The sequence below is a fragment of the Methanosarcina soligelidi genome (genome assembly GCF_000744315.1).
In the GTDB taxonomy this organism is placed as follows: domain Archaea; phylum Halobacteriota; class Methanosarcinia; order Methanosarcinales; family Methanosarcinaceae; genus Methanosarcina; species Methanosarcina mazei.
The window spans coordinates 647,651-666,489 of record NZ_JQLR01000001.1 but is presented as its reverse complement, the minus strand read 5'-3'; the positions used below and the strand labels follow the sequence as shown (position 1 = coordinate 666,489).

General features: G+C 39.9%; 11 protein-coding genes and 1 pseudogene. 8 read left to right on the top strand and 4 right to left on the bottom strand.

Features of this window, described 5'->3' with window-relative positions; translation table 11 throughout:
* Positions 1-223 precede the first annotated feature (223 nt).
* The 6 genes from M886_RS03020 to M886_RS02990 all read left to right on the top strand — a co-directional run bounded on the left by M886_RS03020 (position 224) and on the right by M886_RS02990 (position 6,458).
* Positions 224-505 (top strand): hypothetical protein, encoded by a 282-nt coding sequence (locus M886_RS03020; protein ID WP_226987736.1) that lies wholly within the window; start codon positions 224-226, stop codon positions 503-505.
* A 576-nt stretch (positions 506-1,081) separates the two neighbouring features.
* A complete protein-coding gene (locus M886_RS03010) occupies positions 1,082-2,167 on the top strand; it encodes a DUF354 domain-containing protein (protein ID WP_015411603.1) in 1,086 nt (361 codons plus the stop codon).
* Positions 2,151-3,200, top strand: coding sequence for a polysaccharide deacetylase family protein (locus M886_RS03005; protein ID WP_011033077.1), 1,050 nt, complete (start codon positions 2,151-2,153; stop codon positions 3,198-3,200). Before M886_RS03010 ends, M886_RS03005 begins: the two co-directional genes overlap by 17 nt.
* Positions 3,190-4,116 carry a glycosyltransferase family 2 protein gene (locus M886_RS03000; RefSeq protein WP_015411601.1) on the top strand — a complete coding sequence of 309 codons (927 nt, stop codon included), beginning with the start codon at positions 3,190-3,192 and terminating at the stop codon, positions 4,114-4,116. The genes M886_RS03005 and M886_RS03000 overlap by 11 nt, the downstream gene beginning before the upstream one ends.
* 44 nt (positions 4,117-4,160) lie before the next feature.
* On the top strand, positions 4,161-5,375 hold the full coding sequence (locus M886_RS02995; protein WP_011033075.1) for a glycosyltransferase family 4 protein: 1,215 nt from the start codon (positions 4,161-4,163) through the stop codon (positions 5,373-5,375).
* Positions 5,376-5,450: 75 nt separating this feature from the next.
* Entirely contained in the window at positions 5,451-6,458 is a 1,008-nt protein-coding gene (locus tag M886_RS02990; RefSeq protein ID WP_048039301.1) for a GNAT family N-acetyltransferase, read from the top strand.
* Positions 6,459-6,615: 157 nt separating this feature from the next.
* Here the strand turns inward: M886_RS02990 and M886_RS02985 are convergent, their stop codons facing one another.
* The 3 genes from M886_RS02985 to M886_RS02975 form a co-directional block, all read right to left on the bottom strand.
* Entirely contained in the window at positions 6,616-8,073 is a 1,458-nt protein-coding gene (locus M886_RS02985) for a lipopolysaccharide biosynthesis protein (RefSeq protein WP_011033073.1), read from the bottom strand.
* Between the two features lie 326 nt (positions 8,074-8,399).
* Complete coding sequence (locus M886_RS02980; protein WP_048045863.1) at positions 8,400-10,334, bottom strand: hypothetical protein; 1,935 nt, start codon at positions 10,332-10,334, stop codon at positions 8,400-8,402.
* A 673-nt stretch (positions 10,335-11,007) separates the two neighbouring features.
* Complete coding sequence (locus M886_RS02975; RefSeq protein WP_230633320.1) at positions 11,008-11,943, bottom strand: UDP-N-acetylglucosamine 3-dehydrogenase; 936 nt, start codon at positions 11,941-11,943, stop codon at positions 11,008-11,010.
* A 1,248-nt stretch (positions 11,944-13,191) separates the two neighbouring features.
* On the opposite strand from M886_RS02975, the gene M886_RS02970 reads away from it, so the two are divergent.
* Positions 13,192-14,787 (top strand): glycosyltransferase family 2 protein, encoded by a 1,596-nt coding sequence (locus tag M886_RS02970; protein WP_011033070.1) that lies wholly within the window; start codon positions 13,192-13,194, stop codon positions 14,785-14,787.
* A gap of 369 nt (positions 14,788-15,156) precedes the next feature.
* Positions 15,157-16,614, top strand: a pseudogene (locus M886_RS02960) (IS66-like element ISMma15 family transposase).
* Here the strand turns inward: M886_RS02960 and M886_RS02955 are convergent.
* Positions 16,600-18,717, bottom strand: coding sequence for a disaggregatase related repeat-containing protein (locus M886_RS02955; protein WP_048050628.1), 2,118 nt, complete (start codon positions 18,715-18,717; stop codon positions 16,600-16,602). The pseudogene M886_RS02960 and the gene M886_RS02955 overlap by 15 nt on opposite strands.
* Between the last annotated feature and the right edge of the window lie 122 nt (positions 18,718-18,839).

Sequence of the window (18,839 nt, the reverse complement as noted above, 5' to 3'; positions counted from 1 at the left end):
ATTGACAGGTAATCGATCCCAATTCTTATTTATTTTTTGATAGCCTGTCTCTTTCATATTTCTAAATCTGGAAGGTTCTCGATTTCAGGCTTTAATATATTTATCCTTTTCGTGTCTGTTCAAATATTTATATAGTTTGACAGTTTATAGGTTTCTATAGTTAGAATTTAGTATATGTTTTAACAATACCTTTACCAATTACGGGGGATTTGCAGTGCTTTCAATGCTGGCTCTGGGTTCAGAAAAACTGATGATGGGGAATAATTTTCCCGGTTCAGGCGTCTGTTTTGTTTATACGGACTTTGGAATACCTGAATATTACAGGATAATAGTCCTGGGACTGATAGCCCTTGTGGGAATAAAAGAAATGCTTCTGACTTCCAGAAAAGAAGATCATTTTTCTATAGACTCTATTGATATTGGAATATTCCCGCTACTAATTTGCTTTGTCGCTAACTTTCTTTTTGCAGGCCTGGAAATTATTTTTACAGGGTTATCTCCCTGACCCTTCTCATTTTTTACATCACTCCTATTTTTCTTTCATTATCCCGGAAGAATTCCATATCAAAATCTCAGAATGCTGTGAGAGGTTATTCTTCTTCATTTATGAAGTTAAAACCAGAACTTATGATGGTCTCAGTTTTTTAAACATTTTAGTTCAGAACCTTACTTCCAAAAACTATTTATTCACGGACTATTCATCTTCTAAGCATAATAGTGTTTGTTAGTGATCCTGTCATAATCAAAAAATTAAGTTTAAGGAGGCACTGCAATAGGGTGGGGCTATAGCCGGGGGGCTGTTGCCGACATCCTGTTGTCAGCAGCAGGGAGATTAAAGGACAACAGTCTGATAGTAAGGTTCGGAAAAAAGGGACTTAAGAAGAACCAGGGTACAACCTACTGCTTCTTTATATCTGAGGCAGAAAGACTCACTGGTTTCTTGAAAGCATCGCCTTATCTGCTAACGGATCTGGCATTAAATCCTTCTTACCTTCCTTCCACCGCTGCCTTCCTCCAGGAAATGCTGCTCTTTTCCCTGCGTCAATATTTATAAGCGGGAATCAGTTAGGGAGTGAAAACCTTGAGGGTCATTGTTGATATCGGGCATCCGGCCCATGTTCACTTTTTCAAAAATGCTATATGGAACCTTGAAAAAAAGGGACATCAAGTTCTGGTTGTCTCAAGAGATAAGGATGTTGTAATTGAATTATTAAATGCTTATAATATCCCGCATACAGTTCTGAGCAAGGTCAAGAAGGGTAAAATCTACCTCCTTGAAGAATTGTTCATAAGAGAATCCAAACTTTATAAAATCGCTCGCAAATTTAATCCAGATCTCTTTATTGGTATTCTTTCTCCCGAAGCTGCTCATGTGGCCTGGGCACTGGGAAAGAAATCTATAATCTTTAATGACACTGAACACGCAGAATTAGCTCAAAAAATGACTTATCCTTTCTGTGATATCATCTGCACGCCTGCGTCCTTTAAAAAAGACGTGGGACCAAAACAAATCAGATACAGAGGCTATCATGAAATGGCGTATCTTCACCCTGCTTATTTTTCTCCAAATCCTGAGGTTTTGAAAGAACTCGGTGTGGAGGCAGGTGAAACATTTGTGATTTTACGCTTTATCTCATGGGGCGCACATCATGATGTAGGGCAGCATGGAATCAATAATAAACTACCACTTATCCAGGAACTGGAAAAATTCGGGAAGGTCTTCATTTCCTCGGAAGGGCAAATGGCAGAAGAGTTTGACAAATATAAAATTAAGGTCCCCTCTGAAAAAATTCACAGTCTTCTTTATTATGCTACCCTGTGTGTAGGTGAAGGTGCAACTATGGCTGTTGAAAGTGCAATCCTTGGTACACCGTCTATTTATGTTTCATCTCTTGCAGGAAGCATGGGAAACTTCTCGGAACTTGAAGAGAACTACGGTCTTCTGTTCAATTATAGCAATTCGGAAGCAGCCCTGAAAAAGGCGGTGGAGCTCCTTAAGGACCCCGAACTTAAGAAAACCTGGGGTCTTAAGAGAGACGCCCTTCTAAGGGACAAAGTTGATGTAACCGAATTCATGGTAAAACTCATAGAAGGGATTCCTGGGGAAAAGCGAGGGGAAAAGAAGGGATTTTCCGTATCTAAGGTCTCGGATGAGAGCCATGTATGATTTATTAAAGCAAAAAGCAGATGTCTGGGACCTTTTTACCCGGAAAAAAGAATATCAGCCCAGCAAGCTTGATGAACATGGGCGTTTCTTTTTCACCGAAGAAGATCTGAAAAACGCCTCAAGTCCTGAAGTTTCCAGATATCTGGTGGAAAATGGGCTGAAAGTCGAATTCCCGGAAAATAAAACCTTTGCTGTGTGTTTAACTCATGATATGGATGATATTTATCCTCCTTTCTCTCACAGTTTGCTGTCTTCGGTTAGCTGCCTGAAGAGTCTGGATTTCCGGGGCTTAACAGCTCCGTTTCTCTGGAGATTTAAAGGGCCTGAATACTCGCCTTACCTTAACTTCTCCGATATCATGGACCTTGAGGAAGGGTTCGGGGCAAAGTCCTCTTTTTATTTCTTAGCCAGCAGGGAAGACCCGGTCAGATTCAGATATGATATCGAAGATCTGGAAAACCTTCTGGGAGATATTTCTGATAGAGGATGGGAAGCCGGACTTCATGGTGGATATTATTCATATGACAATCTCGAAGCTCTGAATAATGAAAAGAAAAGCCTTGAAAAAGTCCTGGGAAAAAAAGTCCTGGGGTTTCGTAACCATTATCTCAGATTTAAAACTCCGGAAACCTGGGAACTGCTGGCAGATGCAGGTTTCGGCTATGACTCAACTTTTGGCTATAGCGAATTAGCAGGTTTCAGAAACGGCATGTGCCACCCTTTCAAACCATATAATCTGAATAAGGAACGGGAGATTAATATCCTGGAGATTCCGCTTACTGTAATGGATGTTGCTCTTTTCAAAGCCTCAAGTTCCTTTGAGGAAGCCTGGAGATGCACAAAGGATCTTATAGATACTGCAGCAGGGCTCAATGGGGTCATTACCCTTCTGTGGCATAACTTCGTTTTTGGGTGCAGTTTCAGAAAAGACTGGATAAAGCTTTACGAAAAAGCACTGCAATACTGTTCCGAAAAAGGAGCATGGATCACAAGCGGAGAAGAGATCTACAGGTGGTGGGAAAATGGAGCCTGATTCTAAAGGAAGATATCTTCTGATCACACCTGCAAGAAATGAAGAAAAAAACCTGCCTGAAGTTTCCAGGTCTGTTGCCGGGCAGAAAATCACGCCTGTACTCTGGATCATAGTGGACGACGGAAGTACGGACGGAACTCCTCATATTCTCGAAGACCTGAAAACAAAATATTCCTGGATTCGGAGTATAAGGCTTCCTCCAAGGCCCAGGGATATAACTTTTCACTACAGCTACGTCTGCAAACAGGGATTTGATTATACGCTGGAATACTGCAGAGAAAACGGCATTGAGTATGACTATATAGGTCTTCTTGACGCCGATACCATACTGGAAGAAAACTATTTTGGAAAATTAATAGACGAATTTGAAAAGGACTCCTCTCTCGGGATTGCAAGCGGTGGGGTTTATTATGATACGGGCGACAAGCTTTCACGGGAAGTTTCAGATAAAAACCTGCCCCGTGGCACTGGCAGGCTCTGGAGAAAAGCCTGTTTCCTCGAAACTGGGGGCTATCAGGTAGAGCCTTCCCCTGACTCCATCTCCAATACTAAAGCAATTCTCAGGGGCTGGCAGCTGAAGCAGTATGCAGATGTCGTTGAGGTCCAGACAAGGAAAACGAGTGCAGGAGAAGGTCTCTGGAATGGATATGTTAAAAATGGCTGGATGGCTCATTACGTAGATAAAAGCCTTCCCATGGTTCTATTCAATACGCTTTATTATTGCCTGAAATCTCCTTATTACACTGGTACTGCGTATTTTTACGGTTACCTGAATTCGGTTATTAAAAAAGATGTGAAAATCCAGGATATGGAGATAAGAAATTATTACAGAAGCCAGGGCCTGGGATTTTTGTTTTCCAGAGTTTCGGGAGTTTTAAACAACAATTCTACAGAGCCCGAGCAGGGAGAGCAATGATCACTTTAAAATATTTTAATAGAGTATTTTGTTAAGGTGATTGTATGAAAATGCTCTTTCTGGACATCGTGTGGCCTCTTTACCTGGCTGACGGGTCGCTTATTCACAGGCATGAACTTGTAAGCAACCTGGCAGAGCTGGAGAATGAAGTTCATATCTTCACCACGGATAGTTCTACTCTTTCACATCTTGATAATATCCGCTGTCATTACGTAAGGCCCGGAAGCCTGCTCGCTCTTACTATTAATTATTTCAGGAACTCTGCGGGCCTGGTCAGTTCCGAAACTTTTGACGTACTCTATACCAGAAACCCCAATTTCGGCTTTCTTGCCGGGATCTTCTGCAGGAGCAGGTGTAAAGCCCTGGTTTATGAATTGAATGGAATTCCAGAGGACGAGACAAGTCTTATAAAATCAAGACATGGTGAAGCACAATCTTTGCAGGGCAATAGAAAAGGCAGTTTTTCCGGGTATTTTTCTTCTGCCAAATCAAGGTTAAAGGTTCTGGTTCTGAAAAAAGCCCTTGGGTTTTCGGATAAGATTATAGCTGTGACTCCTGGAATAAAAGAGAATCTTGAGAGTGTTTACGGGATTCCCGGTGAGAAAATAACCGTGGTGCCCAACGGAGCAAATACTACTATGTTTAAACCTCTTGAGCCGGGCTCATGCAGAAAAGAACTCGGGCTTGACCCGGGATCTCCTTATGTCTGCTTCGTGGGAAACCTCGCCCCCTGGCAGGGAGTTGAGTATCTTGTACAGGCAGCTCCTTCAATACTCTCCAGATACCCTGACTGCCGTTTTCTTATTGTCGGTGACGGAGTTATGAAGAATGAACTTTTAAACCTCTCAAGAGATCTTGGGGTTGATGGCAGATTTATTTTTACAGGCGTGGTCCCTTATGACCGCGTACCGGTCTATATCAATGCAAGCGATGTCTGCGCCGCCCCCTTTATCCTGGCAAGAAATGCAAAAATAGGGCTTTCTCCTCTGAAATTGTATGAGTATATGGCATGTGGAAAGCCGGTTGTTGCAAGTGCGATCAGCGGGGTCGCCGATGCTCTCAAGGCTTCAGAAGGCGGTTTCTCAGTCCCTCCGGAAAATCACGAAGCTCTCGCGAAGGCTATTTTGAAGCTTCTTGAAAACCGGGAATTGAGAGAGAAAATGGGCTCAAAAGGTTTAAGTTATGTTACTGAAAATTACAGCTGGTACAGCGTTGCTAAAAAGGTAGACAGAGTCTGCAAATCCGGACTCAAGGATTGATACACGAAATTCATCTTTCTACTAATTTCATAACTTATTGAAGATATAACTATTATCTCTTAAACGGGGCTTAAAATGGACGAAATTGAAGTCAGAGAATTAGTACCGTCTGAATACAAAGAATGGGATTTGCTTGTTGAAAAAGCTCAACCCGGTACGCTCTTTCATACCAGTGACTGGCTGGGAATTTGCAGAGATGTCCTTTCCAGAGACTTAAGGATTTATGGCTGCTTCAGGAATGGTGAACTTGTAGGGGGATGTCCCATTTTCATTAAAAATATTAAAGGAATGGTGAAAATAGCATCTTCCACCTGTAATATGACTGATTATTGCGGTCCCCTCATAAAAGAAGGGGGGAGTTCTAAAGTCAGCAAACGTATGCAGGACACGCACGAGATTTTAGGAGCTCTCAGGGAATTCCTCTGCAAGCAGGGGTTTGACAGCATTACTCTAACACTTGCCCCGGGGCTTGAGGATGTAAGACCTTTTACCTGGAAAGGATGGGAATCGAGTGTGTATTATACTCACCACCTGGACCTTAAAGAAAATGTAGACAGCAATCTCTCCAGGAAAATCCGGAGAGAACTTAAGAGCGCTGAGGAAGCAGGCCTTAAAACAAGAATCTCAAATGACCCTGAAACTTATTATCACCTTCTTTCTCTTGTATATGATAAACAGAATCTGAAGCTCCCTGTACCAAAGGAATTCTTTGAAAGAGTGTTTAAATTGGTAGCGGAAAAAGATGCTGGCTATATGTTTGTCTCGGAGACTCCTGAAGGTGAAGCAGTTGCATCTCATCTGAACCTGTATGGTAAGAAGTGCACTGTCACCTGGTCTTCAGCCCTTAACCCCGATTTTGGCAGAATGGGTCCAAATGCGCTTTTATATTATAATGAGTTTCTCGACCTTAAATCCAGAAATTTTGAATATATGAACGTAATGGCAGCAAACATTCCAAGATTTACGGACTTTATTATGGGATTTTCTCCAAAGATTGTTCCTTATTATAGAGTAACCCTCCGCAGCAAAAAGTATTCTCTCATGAGGATATTATATCAGGCTACGCATGAAGAAAATGAATGATTGGGGAATAGAAGGAATTCTTTTCCTGGAAATCAGGTAAACTGAAAAACTGATATCAGGGTCTTTCCCCTGATCTGATTTATTAAAAATTTGTAGAAGCCCTTTAAATGATAGCTTCTACCTGAGCTTATTTTTTCAGAAAAATACAATTCTCATCTTAGCTTCTATTTTTTACTTTTATAAGAAAAGATGAGAACATTTTTTTGAACATAGGGTCTTCGTGAAGGGTTATCGCATAATACATGACCGTTGTGATAACAGCTGTAATTATTATTACATAAAAGCTCGAAGAAATCAGTTCTACCAGAATTAGAGGGATAGAAACTGCAAAGCCTATTATTGCATATTTTATAAGCACTTCTAAACTCTCTTTCTTACTAATTCCTGCAAGCCCCAGGAGGTATGCATTGTTCCATAGCCAGAACACAATTCCCGTAAAACTATACAGGGCAAGAGCAAACTCAGGGCTCCCATACCTTCCTCCGATAACCAGCGCCACCACTCTTGAGACAAGGAGAGACATGCTGAAAATGAGCCAGACTTTCTGTTTTTCAAATACGTTATAGAGGGTTGTAATAGGCGAAGACAGAAAGACAAGAAATATCCAGGGTACAAGGATTCTCACATATGTCCCTGAAATGCCCCACTCTTCTCCGAAAGCAAAAGTGAATATCTGCTCTCCAAGAATAACCAGGAGTATCATGGGGAAGAGACCTATTGAAATCAGTTTGTTATATACTTCGCCAACTATGACTTTCATATCTCCTTCTCCATTCCCGTTTTTAACCTCGCTCACTTTCTGGAAAAAAACCTGCCCTATAGCGCCGCCGACAATTCCCATTGGCAGGTTTACAACCTGATTTGCCAGTGAGAAATGCCCTACTACCGCAGTGCTGTAAAAGTATGCGAGCAGAAAGGCAGGGACCTGTGGGGATATGGTGTTCGCGATAGATGACCAGAAGCTGAATAATGGGAACTTCTTATACTGGATGGCTACCTCTTTCATTCTTTTTACTGATACCTTTTTGAAAATCTGAATGTCTTTTTTAACACCTTTCAGCATGACAATGTCTGCAAATGCATATCCTGCAATGTATCCTCCTATCAGGCCGAATGGAGTGACACTCATTTTTGCAAGCCCTATTTGAGATATTTTTGAGGTCAGGGTGTTTGAAACTCTGGACCCTGCAATAACCCCAAACCGGGTTTTTCTTGAAAGCCAGTAGTTTTGTACAAAAAACATCCCATTGAGGAATATTATCACTGGCAGGAGAGGAAGATATTTCGAAATCCCAGGAGTATTAAAAATATTGATGTCTTCCGGGATAAATAAGACCACAACGCCTGTAAGTATGGATATGAGAGTCACCAGTACGACGCACACAGAGGTAATATTTGCAGCGTCTTCCTCTGTTTTGGGCAACATTATAGCCAGCTGATACGAAAAAGTAGAAACTATTACAAGTATGCCTGATATTGATATGAAGAGCTGAAAAATTCCAAAATCATCCGGGTTATAAATTCTTGTGATTATAGGTATGAGAAGTATGCCCAGGATCTGTGCAGTAACACTACCTGATACCAGTTTCAGTACGTTAGTAATAAAGTTTGACATGGGGTTTCAACCTTTTTTATATATTAAACCAGTTCCGGTCATGGATAAGAGCTTTCACTCAGGCGATTTATATAATAGTTTCCAATGAATTCTTATCTAGTGCTTCGATTCCAAAGTGAGTTCCTTATTTAATTGGAAAATCCACGATCATTGGACAGATTAAAACATCAAGTTTTATGAACACACTTCGGAATCACAGTACTAGTACCATGAAAACTTAATTATGGATCATCAATTTAGATCAAAACAATATCAGCTGACGGTAGTCATTAAAATATATGTTAAACATTTGGGTTTTCACGATACTAGTTTCCAATGAATTCTTATTAGTTTGCTTCTTTGCTCTTTTTAAGGTAAGCCAGTACTTCTGCGTTGTCATATACAAGTTCATATTCCGGAGCATCGAAACTGTTAAAGAACTCTGCAGGTAATGGCCTGATTATATTTACTCCGTATCTTTCCGGATCATTTATGGATACTGGTTCACCAAGGGACGATCTTCTAAGCAGTATCATATGGTCGCCACTTATTTCTTTTGACTCTATCTGCTCAGTATCGAAATATGTTGCGTTATTTACATCATATCCAGGGTCCCTGTAAAAAAGGCAGCTATCATAGGGAGAGTCCATCAAGATGCCTCCAGAATACATTCCAGTTAGAGTTTTTACAGCCTGGATTTCAATATTCTTGAACTGGTTTCTTACAGTTGTATCTTTTCCTACAAGAGGGTTGTCTTTATTTATTCCCGGTGTTGTTATCATTACAAATGAAAATAACAGCATTATGGCAAATACCGCAGAAACTTTTGCTTTTCTGGAGCTGAACAGGCTCACAAGTTTTAGCATATATGATGCAGACACAAGTACCAGAAATACTGCTATCAATGGGAACCACCTGCTTGTAAGGAAATTTCTCATGCCAAGCAAAGGAATCCCATAGGCTAAACCATATAAAATTGCAACAACAAGGGCAATTGAAAATTTATTTATTTTTTCGGCGTCCCTGCGGGAAAACCAGGTTAGAACTCCTCCTATTGCAAAGAAAGGCAGGGCAAGGTAGCTTATATGAAGTATCAGTACTTCCATTGAGCTCTGGCTGGTCGCGCTTCCTACGATAAGCTCATCACTTGAGTAGCTGGACCCTGACTGGAGCACTTCTACAAGAGGTTTGAAGATCATTTCAAAAAAAGAAGTATCCCGGGTGACATATGTAAACATCCAGTAGGTCTGCAGACTGATTACAAAAAAAAGTATGTAATTGAAGCTGCCTGATGCGGTGGGCAAACTGCCATAAAGAAGGTTATGCAGATATTTTCCCGCCAGAATCGAGATCATAGCCAGAAAAACAACAAATGTGGTCAGCTGGTGGGTCAGCACCATCAGGATTGTAGCCAGAAGAAGAAGACCTGCCTGAACCAGACCAGGCTTTTCGCTGAAGACCGCGTAGAGAATGATTATAAAGTAGCAGAGAACCAGGGAACCCGGTGTTATGTTGGTAATTCCGGTGACAATATTGTGGTTATTAAGGTTTATCAACAAAGCAGCAAGTAACCCCATCTGGGGGCCTTCAAGTTTTTTTCCTATAAGGTAAATCCCCGCCGTGATAAAGATATTAGCAAAACCTATGGAATAAAAGAATCCATCTTTGACGTCCAGCCCGCCCATCAGCTGGGTCATGGAAACAAAAATATGGGCAAGTGGGTAATAAAAATATTTACTGCTGATTTCAATTGGAGGAACGGTTCCTGTCTCTGTAATCAATTTTGCTATTCCGGCATGTGCATAAGCATCATAACCCATAAGGCTTGGAAAATTATAATAAATTCCGGACCTTATGAGAATTGAAAGGAGGAATATTTGCAGCAGGATGGGAGCTACTCGGTCTCCTTTCTTTACATAGAGAATTTCCGAGGCTATGATCCCTGCAAGTACGCATAAAAGTATAAAGTAAGATAACGGCCTGTAATAAAGGTGCATGCTATAAATCAAAATGCTTATCAGAAATACGAAGTAAAAGGATAGATTAAGTGCGCTCTTTAATTCATCTTTTCCCGGGGAAATAGGGGCTTCGTTTTTAAATTTTTTTCTGAAAACGTAATAGATTAAGCAGGCAAAAAGAACAGCAAGTCCAATGTCTTGCTGGTTTAAATTGATAAGGTAATATAATGAAACAATGAACAGGCCCAGGCTAAATCCCATGAAGCTGAGAATCATGTCAAGATTCCCGGTAAATGTCTCTTTACACTTTTTTACAATTTCCATATTACCCACTACATACTAAACTTTCTTTGAGGTTATATAGTTTCCCGATGAAGAATTTTTGTAACCCGACGTCCCCTGTTCATCAGGTTGCACATCCTTTTTTTCTTTCTTTTTAAGGATTGATATCTATCACTTCTCTTTGTTTAGACTAATTATGTTTCTTTTAATTGATGACTCTTTTACTTTTTTAGATTTAATAATTATCTCTGACTTTTGTATTTTACTTTCCATCAGCCACAGACCTGAATGTTTGAATCCATCTATGAGCCTTTTCTGAGCTACAACGTGAATTTTTTTGTAATTTCTTGGCGTTTATTCTGTGAATAAGTACCATTTCAGCAGCTGTCAAAAATCTCTTTGCAGAGTCCAGTTGTGAAAATCAATCTTTTCCTGAGAACCAGCGCGTACTTGAAGTCCAGAAAACTGAATGTTAAAAGAAGGGGCATCCTTCATGGTTAGAGTAAATTCAAGAAGTCCCATAACGGGCTCCATTTTTTATTTATTCTTGAAAGCAGAAGCATCGTGGCTCCCTAAAGCTGACTTTTTAGAACCTATAAGTTCTTTCCGTAGTGTTTACTTTGCGTAGTGTTTACTTTGCGTAATATTTTTCTATCCGTAAATAAAGGCAGGTTAACGGGCAAATGTATGGAGGTTGCTTCATCTGGCTGCAGTTTCAGATCTCTATCATTTTTTCTTCCCTGTATGATTGAATTGCAGCTAAAGCCACTTCAAGAGCATGTTTTCCTTCTTCCCCTGAAGGACTCGGACAGGTTCCGTCTCTGGAACAGCAGATAAAATGGGAAAGCTCTTTTTGCAGAGGCTCAGCTTTTTCTATCCTGGCTGTCTGTACCCAGCCATTGTCATGAAACTCAACACTCTGGTCGAGATAATCAAGATATGTAACTCCTTTAACGCCAACGGCTGTAAGCTTCCTAATTTTATGCGGAGTAAGCCAGTTAGTTTCTACAAGTCCTGAGTACGAATGGTTAAGGCGCAGATGAATAGTTGCATGATCCTCAAAAGAGTGGATATCCGAGCCAGCTATGGCATAAACCTGGTTTATCTTCATCCCGTAAATAAAAGAGATTATATCTATATCATGGACTCCTATATCCAGAATTACACCAACATCTCTTATCCTTGGGTTATAGGGACCGACTCTTCTTGTCGAAACTGAGACTATTTTCCCCAGGACTCCTGAGTCAACTACCTCTTTTAATTTCAGGACTGCAGGGTTAAATCTTTCTATATGGCCTACCATCAGATGCCTGTCCATCTCTTCAGCGGATTCGATCATTGCAGTTGCATTTTCCACGCTGTCTGCAATAGGCTTTTCTACAAGCACATCAACTCCCGCTTCGAGGGCGTCAAGCACTATAGGACAGTGAAGGGTAGTAGGAGCTGCAATACTTATCGCGTCAAGATTTGTTTTCCCGAACATCTTTTTGTGATCAGAAAAAGGCAATGTGTCATATCTTGCCGCAAGCTCTTTTACCCTTGAAGAATTGGGATCGGATATACCTATCAGTCTTACATCTTCCATTTCGCTATATATTCTGACATGGTTTTCTCCCATATAGCCGGTTCCAACCACTCCTACACGTATCAATTCTTTTTCCCCCACAATAAATATCCATCATGTGCTTTTTCTTCCTTTTCTGAAAAGCACACTATTTTAACACAAATAATATGTTATCAGTAAATTAAAAATTCATCCTTTAAATACAGGTTTTAGTTCTTACTTCTTTTTTAAATTGGTTATGGCTCAGTTTTCCATTATACTCCCTTTATATGGAAAACCTTTCGGAATACCTGTAAGTTAAAAGTTGTAGCCCTTTATTCCCATCTGGCAACCCTGAGTTTTACAGGTAAACCTTCCCTCTAAATGAATAAATATTCTTCGAATATAAGTTTTAGTCTTGCACTAATATTTTATGTCAGTGTACGATGATTATTTTAATATCTCTGACTTCTATGTTTTAATTTTTAACTCCTGTTAACACTTTCAATATTTTTCCTGGACATCTCTCAACAAGGCAACTTCAAGAACAGTTTTGTGCCTTCTGAAACAGGATTTACATATTAAATTTTTATATCTCCCCTTTTTCTCGCAGCTTTCTCTTTTCACTATACTCGGAAGGCTAAATAAGCTTCCTGTAGACATATTATTTTCCTTAACAGCTACTGAATGAGAAGCAGGATCTTTCTACAGTGATTATTTTGTATTATTTTTTATTCGGGGACTACATTATTCTTTAAATGAATAATACTATTCCTTCTACATACTATTTTATCTGCCCGATGCCGCAGGTTGATTTAGTCCCAGCATATATTCATCCCGGAGAGTAACTTTATGGCAGGTAACTGAGTCAGGGCAGGTATCACGTGTGCTCCGGGATTCAATATTTTTTATATAGTATTTCCCTCGGGTAGCGGAGCCGTTAAAGCATTCTGATCTGGAAAACATTTGTTTATTTTTGAATCATATAATTTTTTTACTTTTTTCTTTGATACATAAATTTACAGTGAATAAACTGGCTTTTCTCAAGAATCTCCCTTTCAAATGCATTATTTTCCAAACATGGGGAGAATATGCCTTAATTTCTAATATCTCCTGTGCCTAAAAACCGCGATAGTGAAAATATATAATTTACACTTATATATAATCAGGTCTCTATTTAATGCAGGGATATTGTCGTAAGTTATTAATATTTTCATAGATTATTTTCAGTCAGATGTTAACTTTATATATATTTTGTTCCAAATATCTTTCAAATGATAGCCTTTAATATTTTTGCATTTATACACATACTGGGGGTTATAGTATAATGCATACTCATAAGGGGGTGGAGAGGGTTTGTATTCAGCCCTTACACTTTGTTTCAATTCTTTAATTTCCGATCCTGTTAGTATAGTTTCATCGCCATCTCAACTTTCCGATAGGCCTCTAAGACATGAGTTTACGGTCCTGATTCCAGCCCAAAATGAGGAGGCTTCCATCGGTAGCAAGGTTCTGCTTGCGGCGAGTTATGCAGATCGTGTACTTGTGCTTGACAAAGGGTCTACTGACAGAACCATGGAAGTGGCAGCTCTGGGTGGGGCAAGAGTTATTCCTCTTGCAGGAGGGGAGGAAGCTTTGCTTAAAGTCCTCTACAGGGCGTCACTTGATTCTGAGCTTGTGGTTCTCATCTATCCGGAGTGCATGCAGGATATAGATTTGCTTTCCCATGTCCTTGAGCCTTTAAGGCAGGGGTTTGACCTGTCAGTAGGTTCCTGGCCCTGCCGTGTTTCCTGTGAACAGGAAGCTGTGATGCTTCTTAACGGGAAAAGCACCTTTAAAGAAAAAATAGGCTTTCTTGCCGTAACCTCAAGGTCACTTCAGAATATAAGTTCAGGCAAAGAGCACATGTCTTTAAAGTCCCTGCTTTCTGCGGCAAAGACTGAAAAACTTAAGGTTAACTATCTGAGCTTTGATGTCGACCCAGCATTTCGGAAGCTTGAGAGTACCCGCATAGGAGTTGTTGTTCCTGCATACAACGAAGAACTGCTTATCGGTGAGACTCTCAGCGGAATTCCAGAGTATGTGGACCGTATATATGTGATTGATGATGGAAGCACTGACCGGACAGGAGAAATAGTCAAAAAGTTCGGAGACTCGAGAATAGTTTATCTGCGTCACGAGGTAAATAGGGGCGTCGGGGCAGGGATAATTAGCGGGTATAAACTCGCTCTGAAAGATGAAATGGATATTGTAGCAGTTATGGCTGGGGATAACCAGATGGATCCTGCCCATCTTCCGAGATTGATCTTTCCGATTATCGAAGGACTTGCCGACTATACAAAGGGCAACAGGCTTCTTTCAGACAATTTTATGACCGGGATGAGCAGGTTGAGGTCTTTTGGAAACCTTCTTCTGAGCTTCCTGACCAAGATAGGAAGTGGATACTGGCACATAATGGACCCACAAAATGGGTACACAGCCATTTCAAGGCAGGCTCTTGAAGTTATCGATCTGGATGCAGTCTATCCTTATTACGGGTACTGTAACGACCTGCTGATCAAGCTTAATGCCTTTGGAATGAGGGTAATGGATGTGGTCATTCCTGCCCGTTATGGAAGAGAGAAGTCATCTATAAAATATAGCAAATATGTCCGTAAGGTCTCACCCATGCTTTTCAGGGGTTTCCTCTGGAGGCTCAGGGTCAAATACACTGTCCTGGATTTCCATCCCCTTGTGCTATTTTACTTCCTCGGGATGCTCGCATTACCTCTGAGTGTCCTCCTGGCTTTCTGGGGAATTTTCCAGCTATTGCTTCAAAACACGCTTCCGTCATATTACCCACTTCTTGGCTTCCTCGTACTGGGTACAGGGCTCCAGATGCTCCTTTTCGGAATGCTCTTTGACATGCAGGTAGAGAAGAAAAGAAATGAAAGAGTAGGACTTGCTCGTTAAGGTCTGGAATTTATCTCCCAGATCTTTTTCTATTTATTTTAATCATCATTAAGAGCCTGAATATCTATTGGTTTTTCTGCATATCTTTGTCCGCTTGTTAATATCTGGAGTAAAAAACCATTTGGATCAGGTATCTGTTTTGGGGATATAACCTTACATTCAGGGACTCAATCTGATATGACTTTATTTTCAGATATGATGCATTTCTAAATGCTTCCTGTCTCATATCCATATCTTATAATTTTCGCCACATTTCCCTGTTATATTATTCATTTGTAACTATTCAGGTAGAGCCTTTGAAAGGCTACAATTTTTCCTCTTTTCGAGGAAAAATTGCATATAAATTGAATCCTATTTCCTTTCGTTATTATGCTTACACGTGAAGAGATTCTTATCATTTATGACGCTGGTCCTGAAGCTGTAATTTCTGTAATCCAGAGGCTTGAGACTATCATAGAAGAACAATCTATTCGTATTGCTGAACTCGAAGAACGTGTAAAGGTATTAGAATCTCGTTTAAACCAAAACAGTCGTAACAGCAGTCGCCCTCCTTCTACTGATTTTTTTATCAAGGAGAAACCTAACCCCAAGAGTCTCCGTAAAAAGAGTGGCAAAAAACCTGGAGGTCAAGATGGTCATCCAGGAACAACTCTTGAAATGGTTGATCATCCTGAGTAGGTAATAGAACATTCTTTGAGTTGCTGCAAAGAATGTGGCCATACTCTTGAGAATGTTGAAGTTGAAGCCTATGAGAAAAGACAGGTCTTTGATATTCCTCCTGTAAATCTGATTGTTACAGAACACAAAAGTCAGATAAAGACCTGCCCTTACTGTGGAAAAATAAATAAAGCTGTTTTTCCTGAATCAGTTAAATATCCAGTTCAGTATGGTCCAAATATTTTAGCTTCAGCTATTTACTGTAAAAATCACCATTTTATCCCCTATGAAAGAATTTCCGAATTTTTTGAGGACATAATGGGAATAAAAATCTGTCCTGCTACGATAATTAGAGCAGAAAAAGAATGTTTCCAGAATTTAGAGTGTTTTGAAAACATTATTCGAGAGAAATTAATGATTTCTCATGTTGTCCATTTTGATGAAACTGGTATGAAGATCGAAGGAAAACGACACTGGCTTCATGTAGCTTCTAATGAGAAATACACCTGTTATTTACCTCACTCAAAAAGAGGAGCAGAAGCAATAGACGCTATGGGTATTCTTCCGGAGTTTAAGGGAGTAGCAGTTCACGACGGATGGAAACCTTACAACGTTTATGACTGTGATCATGCTCTCTGTAATGCTCATTTACAGAGAGAACTTACTGGAATTGAAGAGAACTATAAACAGCAGTGGGCTAAAGAAATGAATGAATTGCTCACTGAGATGAAAAAGTATACCGACGAATGCAAGGATCAAGTCAAAGAACTGGATTTTGAGCAAATTAAAGCATTGGAAGAAAGGTTCGATGCTATCATAATTAAAGGAATTGAAGAAAATCCACAATCTCTAAATCCTGAAAAGAAAGGAAAACGTGGAAAAAATCCAAAAACAAAAGCAAGGAATCTGCTAGATAGGTTTATAGAACACAAAGAAAATATTCTGAGATTCCTGACAGATTTGAAAGTTCCGTTTGAGAATAATCAAGCAGAAAGAGATATCAGGATGATGAAATTACAGCAGAAAATATCAGGAACTTTCAGAACTATACAAGGAGCGGAAGCTTTCTGCAGAATTAGAGCTTACATCTCTACAATTAGAAAGAACGGATTACCTGTTTTGGAGGGTATTATAGCGGCGCTCAAGAGAGCGCCGTTAACTATACCCTGAATAGTTACATTCATTTTTATATTCTATTGAAAGTCTTGGCATCTGATTTTTGTTTTGCCATTCCGAACTGTAAAATGCAATATAGTCACTGTCTTCCGCTCTGGTTTTTATAAGGAATCCGGTGTTTTCATATTTTCCACTAATGTATTCCTTTACAAGCTCTGTTACGTCCAGCTCATAATACCTGTTATCAGGAAAACTGCTACCCTTAAAAGTTATTGTGGAATAAGGAGTACTGCCCTGAGATACTCCATTTTTATCGTACCAGTCCCCCCCTGGATTTTTCCATGGAGTGTTTATTTCTCTCGCGCCCCACGAAATATGTTCTTCACACCATTTTTCAGGCCTGTATAATTCGAGAATAGTATCTTCCTTTCGGGATTCTTCGGGGTAATACCAGAATAGAGAAAGAGTTGCTTTTTCAATTTTATTTGTTTTATTCAGTTGTCCCAGCTCAAAAAGTATAACTCCTCTGTACTTCCCGCCATCCGGGCTTTCTCCAACGTCGATATATTCAGTGTCCCTCAACGTCGAGTCAGGATTTTCTTCCTTCAGTCTATTGTCTGAGATTACTAGGGGTAAGACAATTTCAAGTTCCTCATTGTCAGATTCTCCCGAAATAAAACTTAAAAAAATCTTTTTTATGGATCTTATAATCTCTGAAATCGTTCTTTTTATCTCATATATAAGACCTTTTTTCTGTCCTATATCAATGCCGTCATCTATTTCATACGATATATTCTGTGGGCCGGACTTTATCGCCTCTGCACAGGGCAAATCCTGTATCTCTGAAAGGTCGTCTTTATTCAGCTGCTCTATCAGTTCGGGAGTGGCTTCCCTGTCCGATGTAGATTCAGCATGCATGTAGTTCCCACCGGCATTGTTCAGGAGACAGTTATTTTGTAGGATAAATGAATGACTGTCTTCTAACTGATTATAAAACGCATAACCTTCTCCGGCTGTAGGACTTGACCGGGTATTAATTATTATATTATTTCTAGCAGTGGTCGTATAATCTGACCCCGGAGATGAAAACTCTTCATCTACCTGTTTATGGGCAATTGCCGCTCCGTAGCACCCATCGAATACATTGTCTTCTATAAGGGTATTATAAAATCCGTTGAGGACCACGCCCCCTGCCCAGGCAGCGCCAGGATTAATTCCGGTTTTGTAAAATCTGTTATTGTGTATGTATACATCTTTTGCGGAATCTTTTGAATATACAGACCCGTAACCAGTAATCCAGATCCCTGCTGCATTTGTCTCGTACAGCAGGTTATTATAAATCTCAATATCATCCATTACCGTTGAAGAACCCGTTTTCTGGATCTCAATCCCGGCTCCCCCTTCTCCCTCGGAATTAATGATATTATTATAGAATTTCACATGATTTCCATTATATACCCTGAGCCCGCTATTTGTTCTGCATGTTATTTTATTGTTCCATGCCCCTATGTCTGAACTGTAGATGATATAAAGAGCATCATGCCCGACTTTATATACTGTGTTATTATAAAACTGGATATCAGAGCCTTTTACAACTTTCAATCCATCTCCATGGCTGTCGTGCATGTACATATCATAAACTCTGATATTTTTGCAGTTCAGGAAGTGAACCAGGTTATAATATCCTTTTCCCCTGCTTTTTTCTCTATTTCCATCATGGTTCCCGTCAATTTCAAAACCTTTTACAGTAATATTCTGGCTTTCCGAGCTGTCTCTCTGGGTAATAAGGGGCTTCTCCAATGGCCAGTCTGCTTTATCCTTAAGTTTTATCACGGCTGTAGGGTCCCCTTCCAGGATAGTATTGCTCCCCACAAAAATGCTGTCTGAGATTAGGTATGTGTTTGGACCTTTCAAATGAACTGTTGTAAACTCAGGGTTTTCTGCTACATATGCGAGGGCTTCATTAATCTCTATATGGTCATCGGTGCCATCACAGTTGAAATCCCCACTCCCGTCAGTACTTACGTAAACCGTCATTTCGGTTTGGGAAGTTGAAAGGGTAATAGTTACACCTGCGACCAGAATAATAAGAATTAAAATCAGGATTCCTTTATTCTTTTTTTCTCCCTGTCTATGTATCCAGTTATTTTCGTTCATCTGTATCCCCAATGCACTTAACTATAACTCTCTAAGCTTAAAAAAAGTTATCTGTGGAAATCTAAAATAAATTTAAAAGAAATAATGGAACCCTTTATATTCTCTAAGGCTTAAGGAGCTTG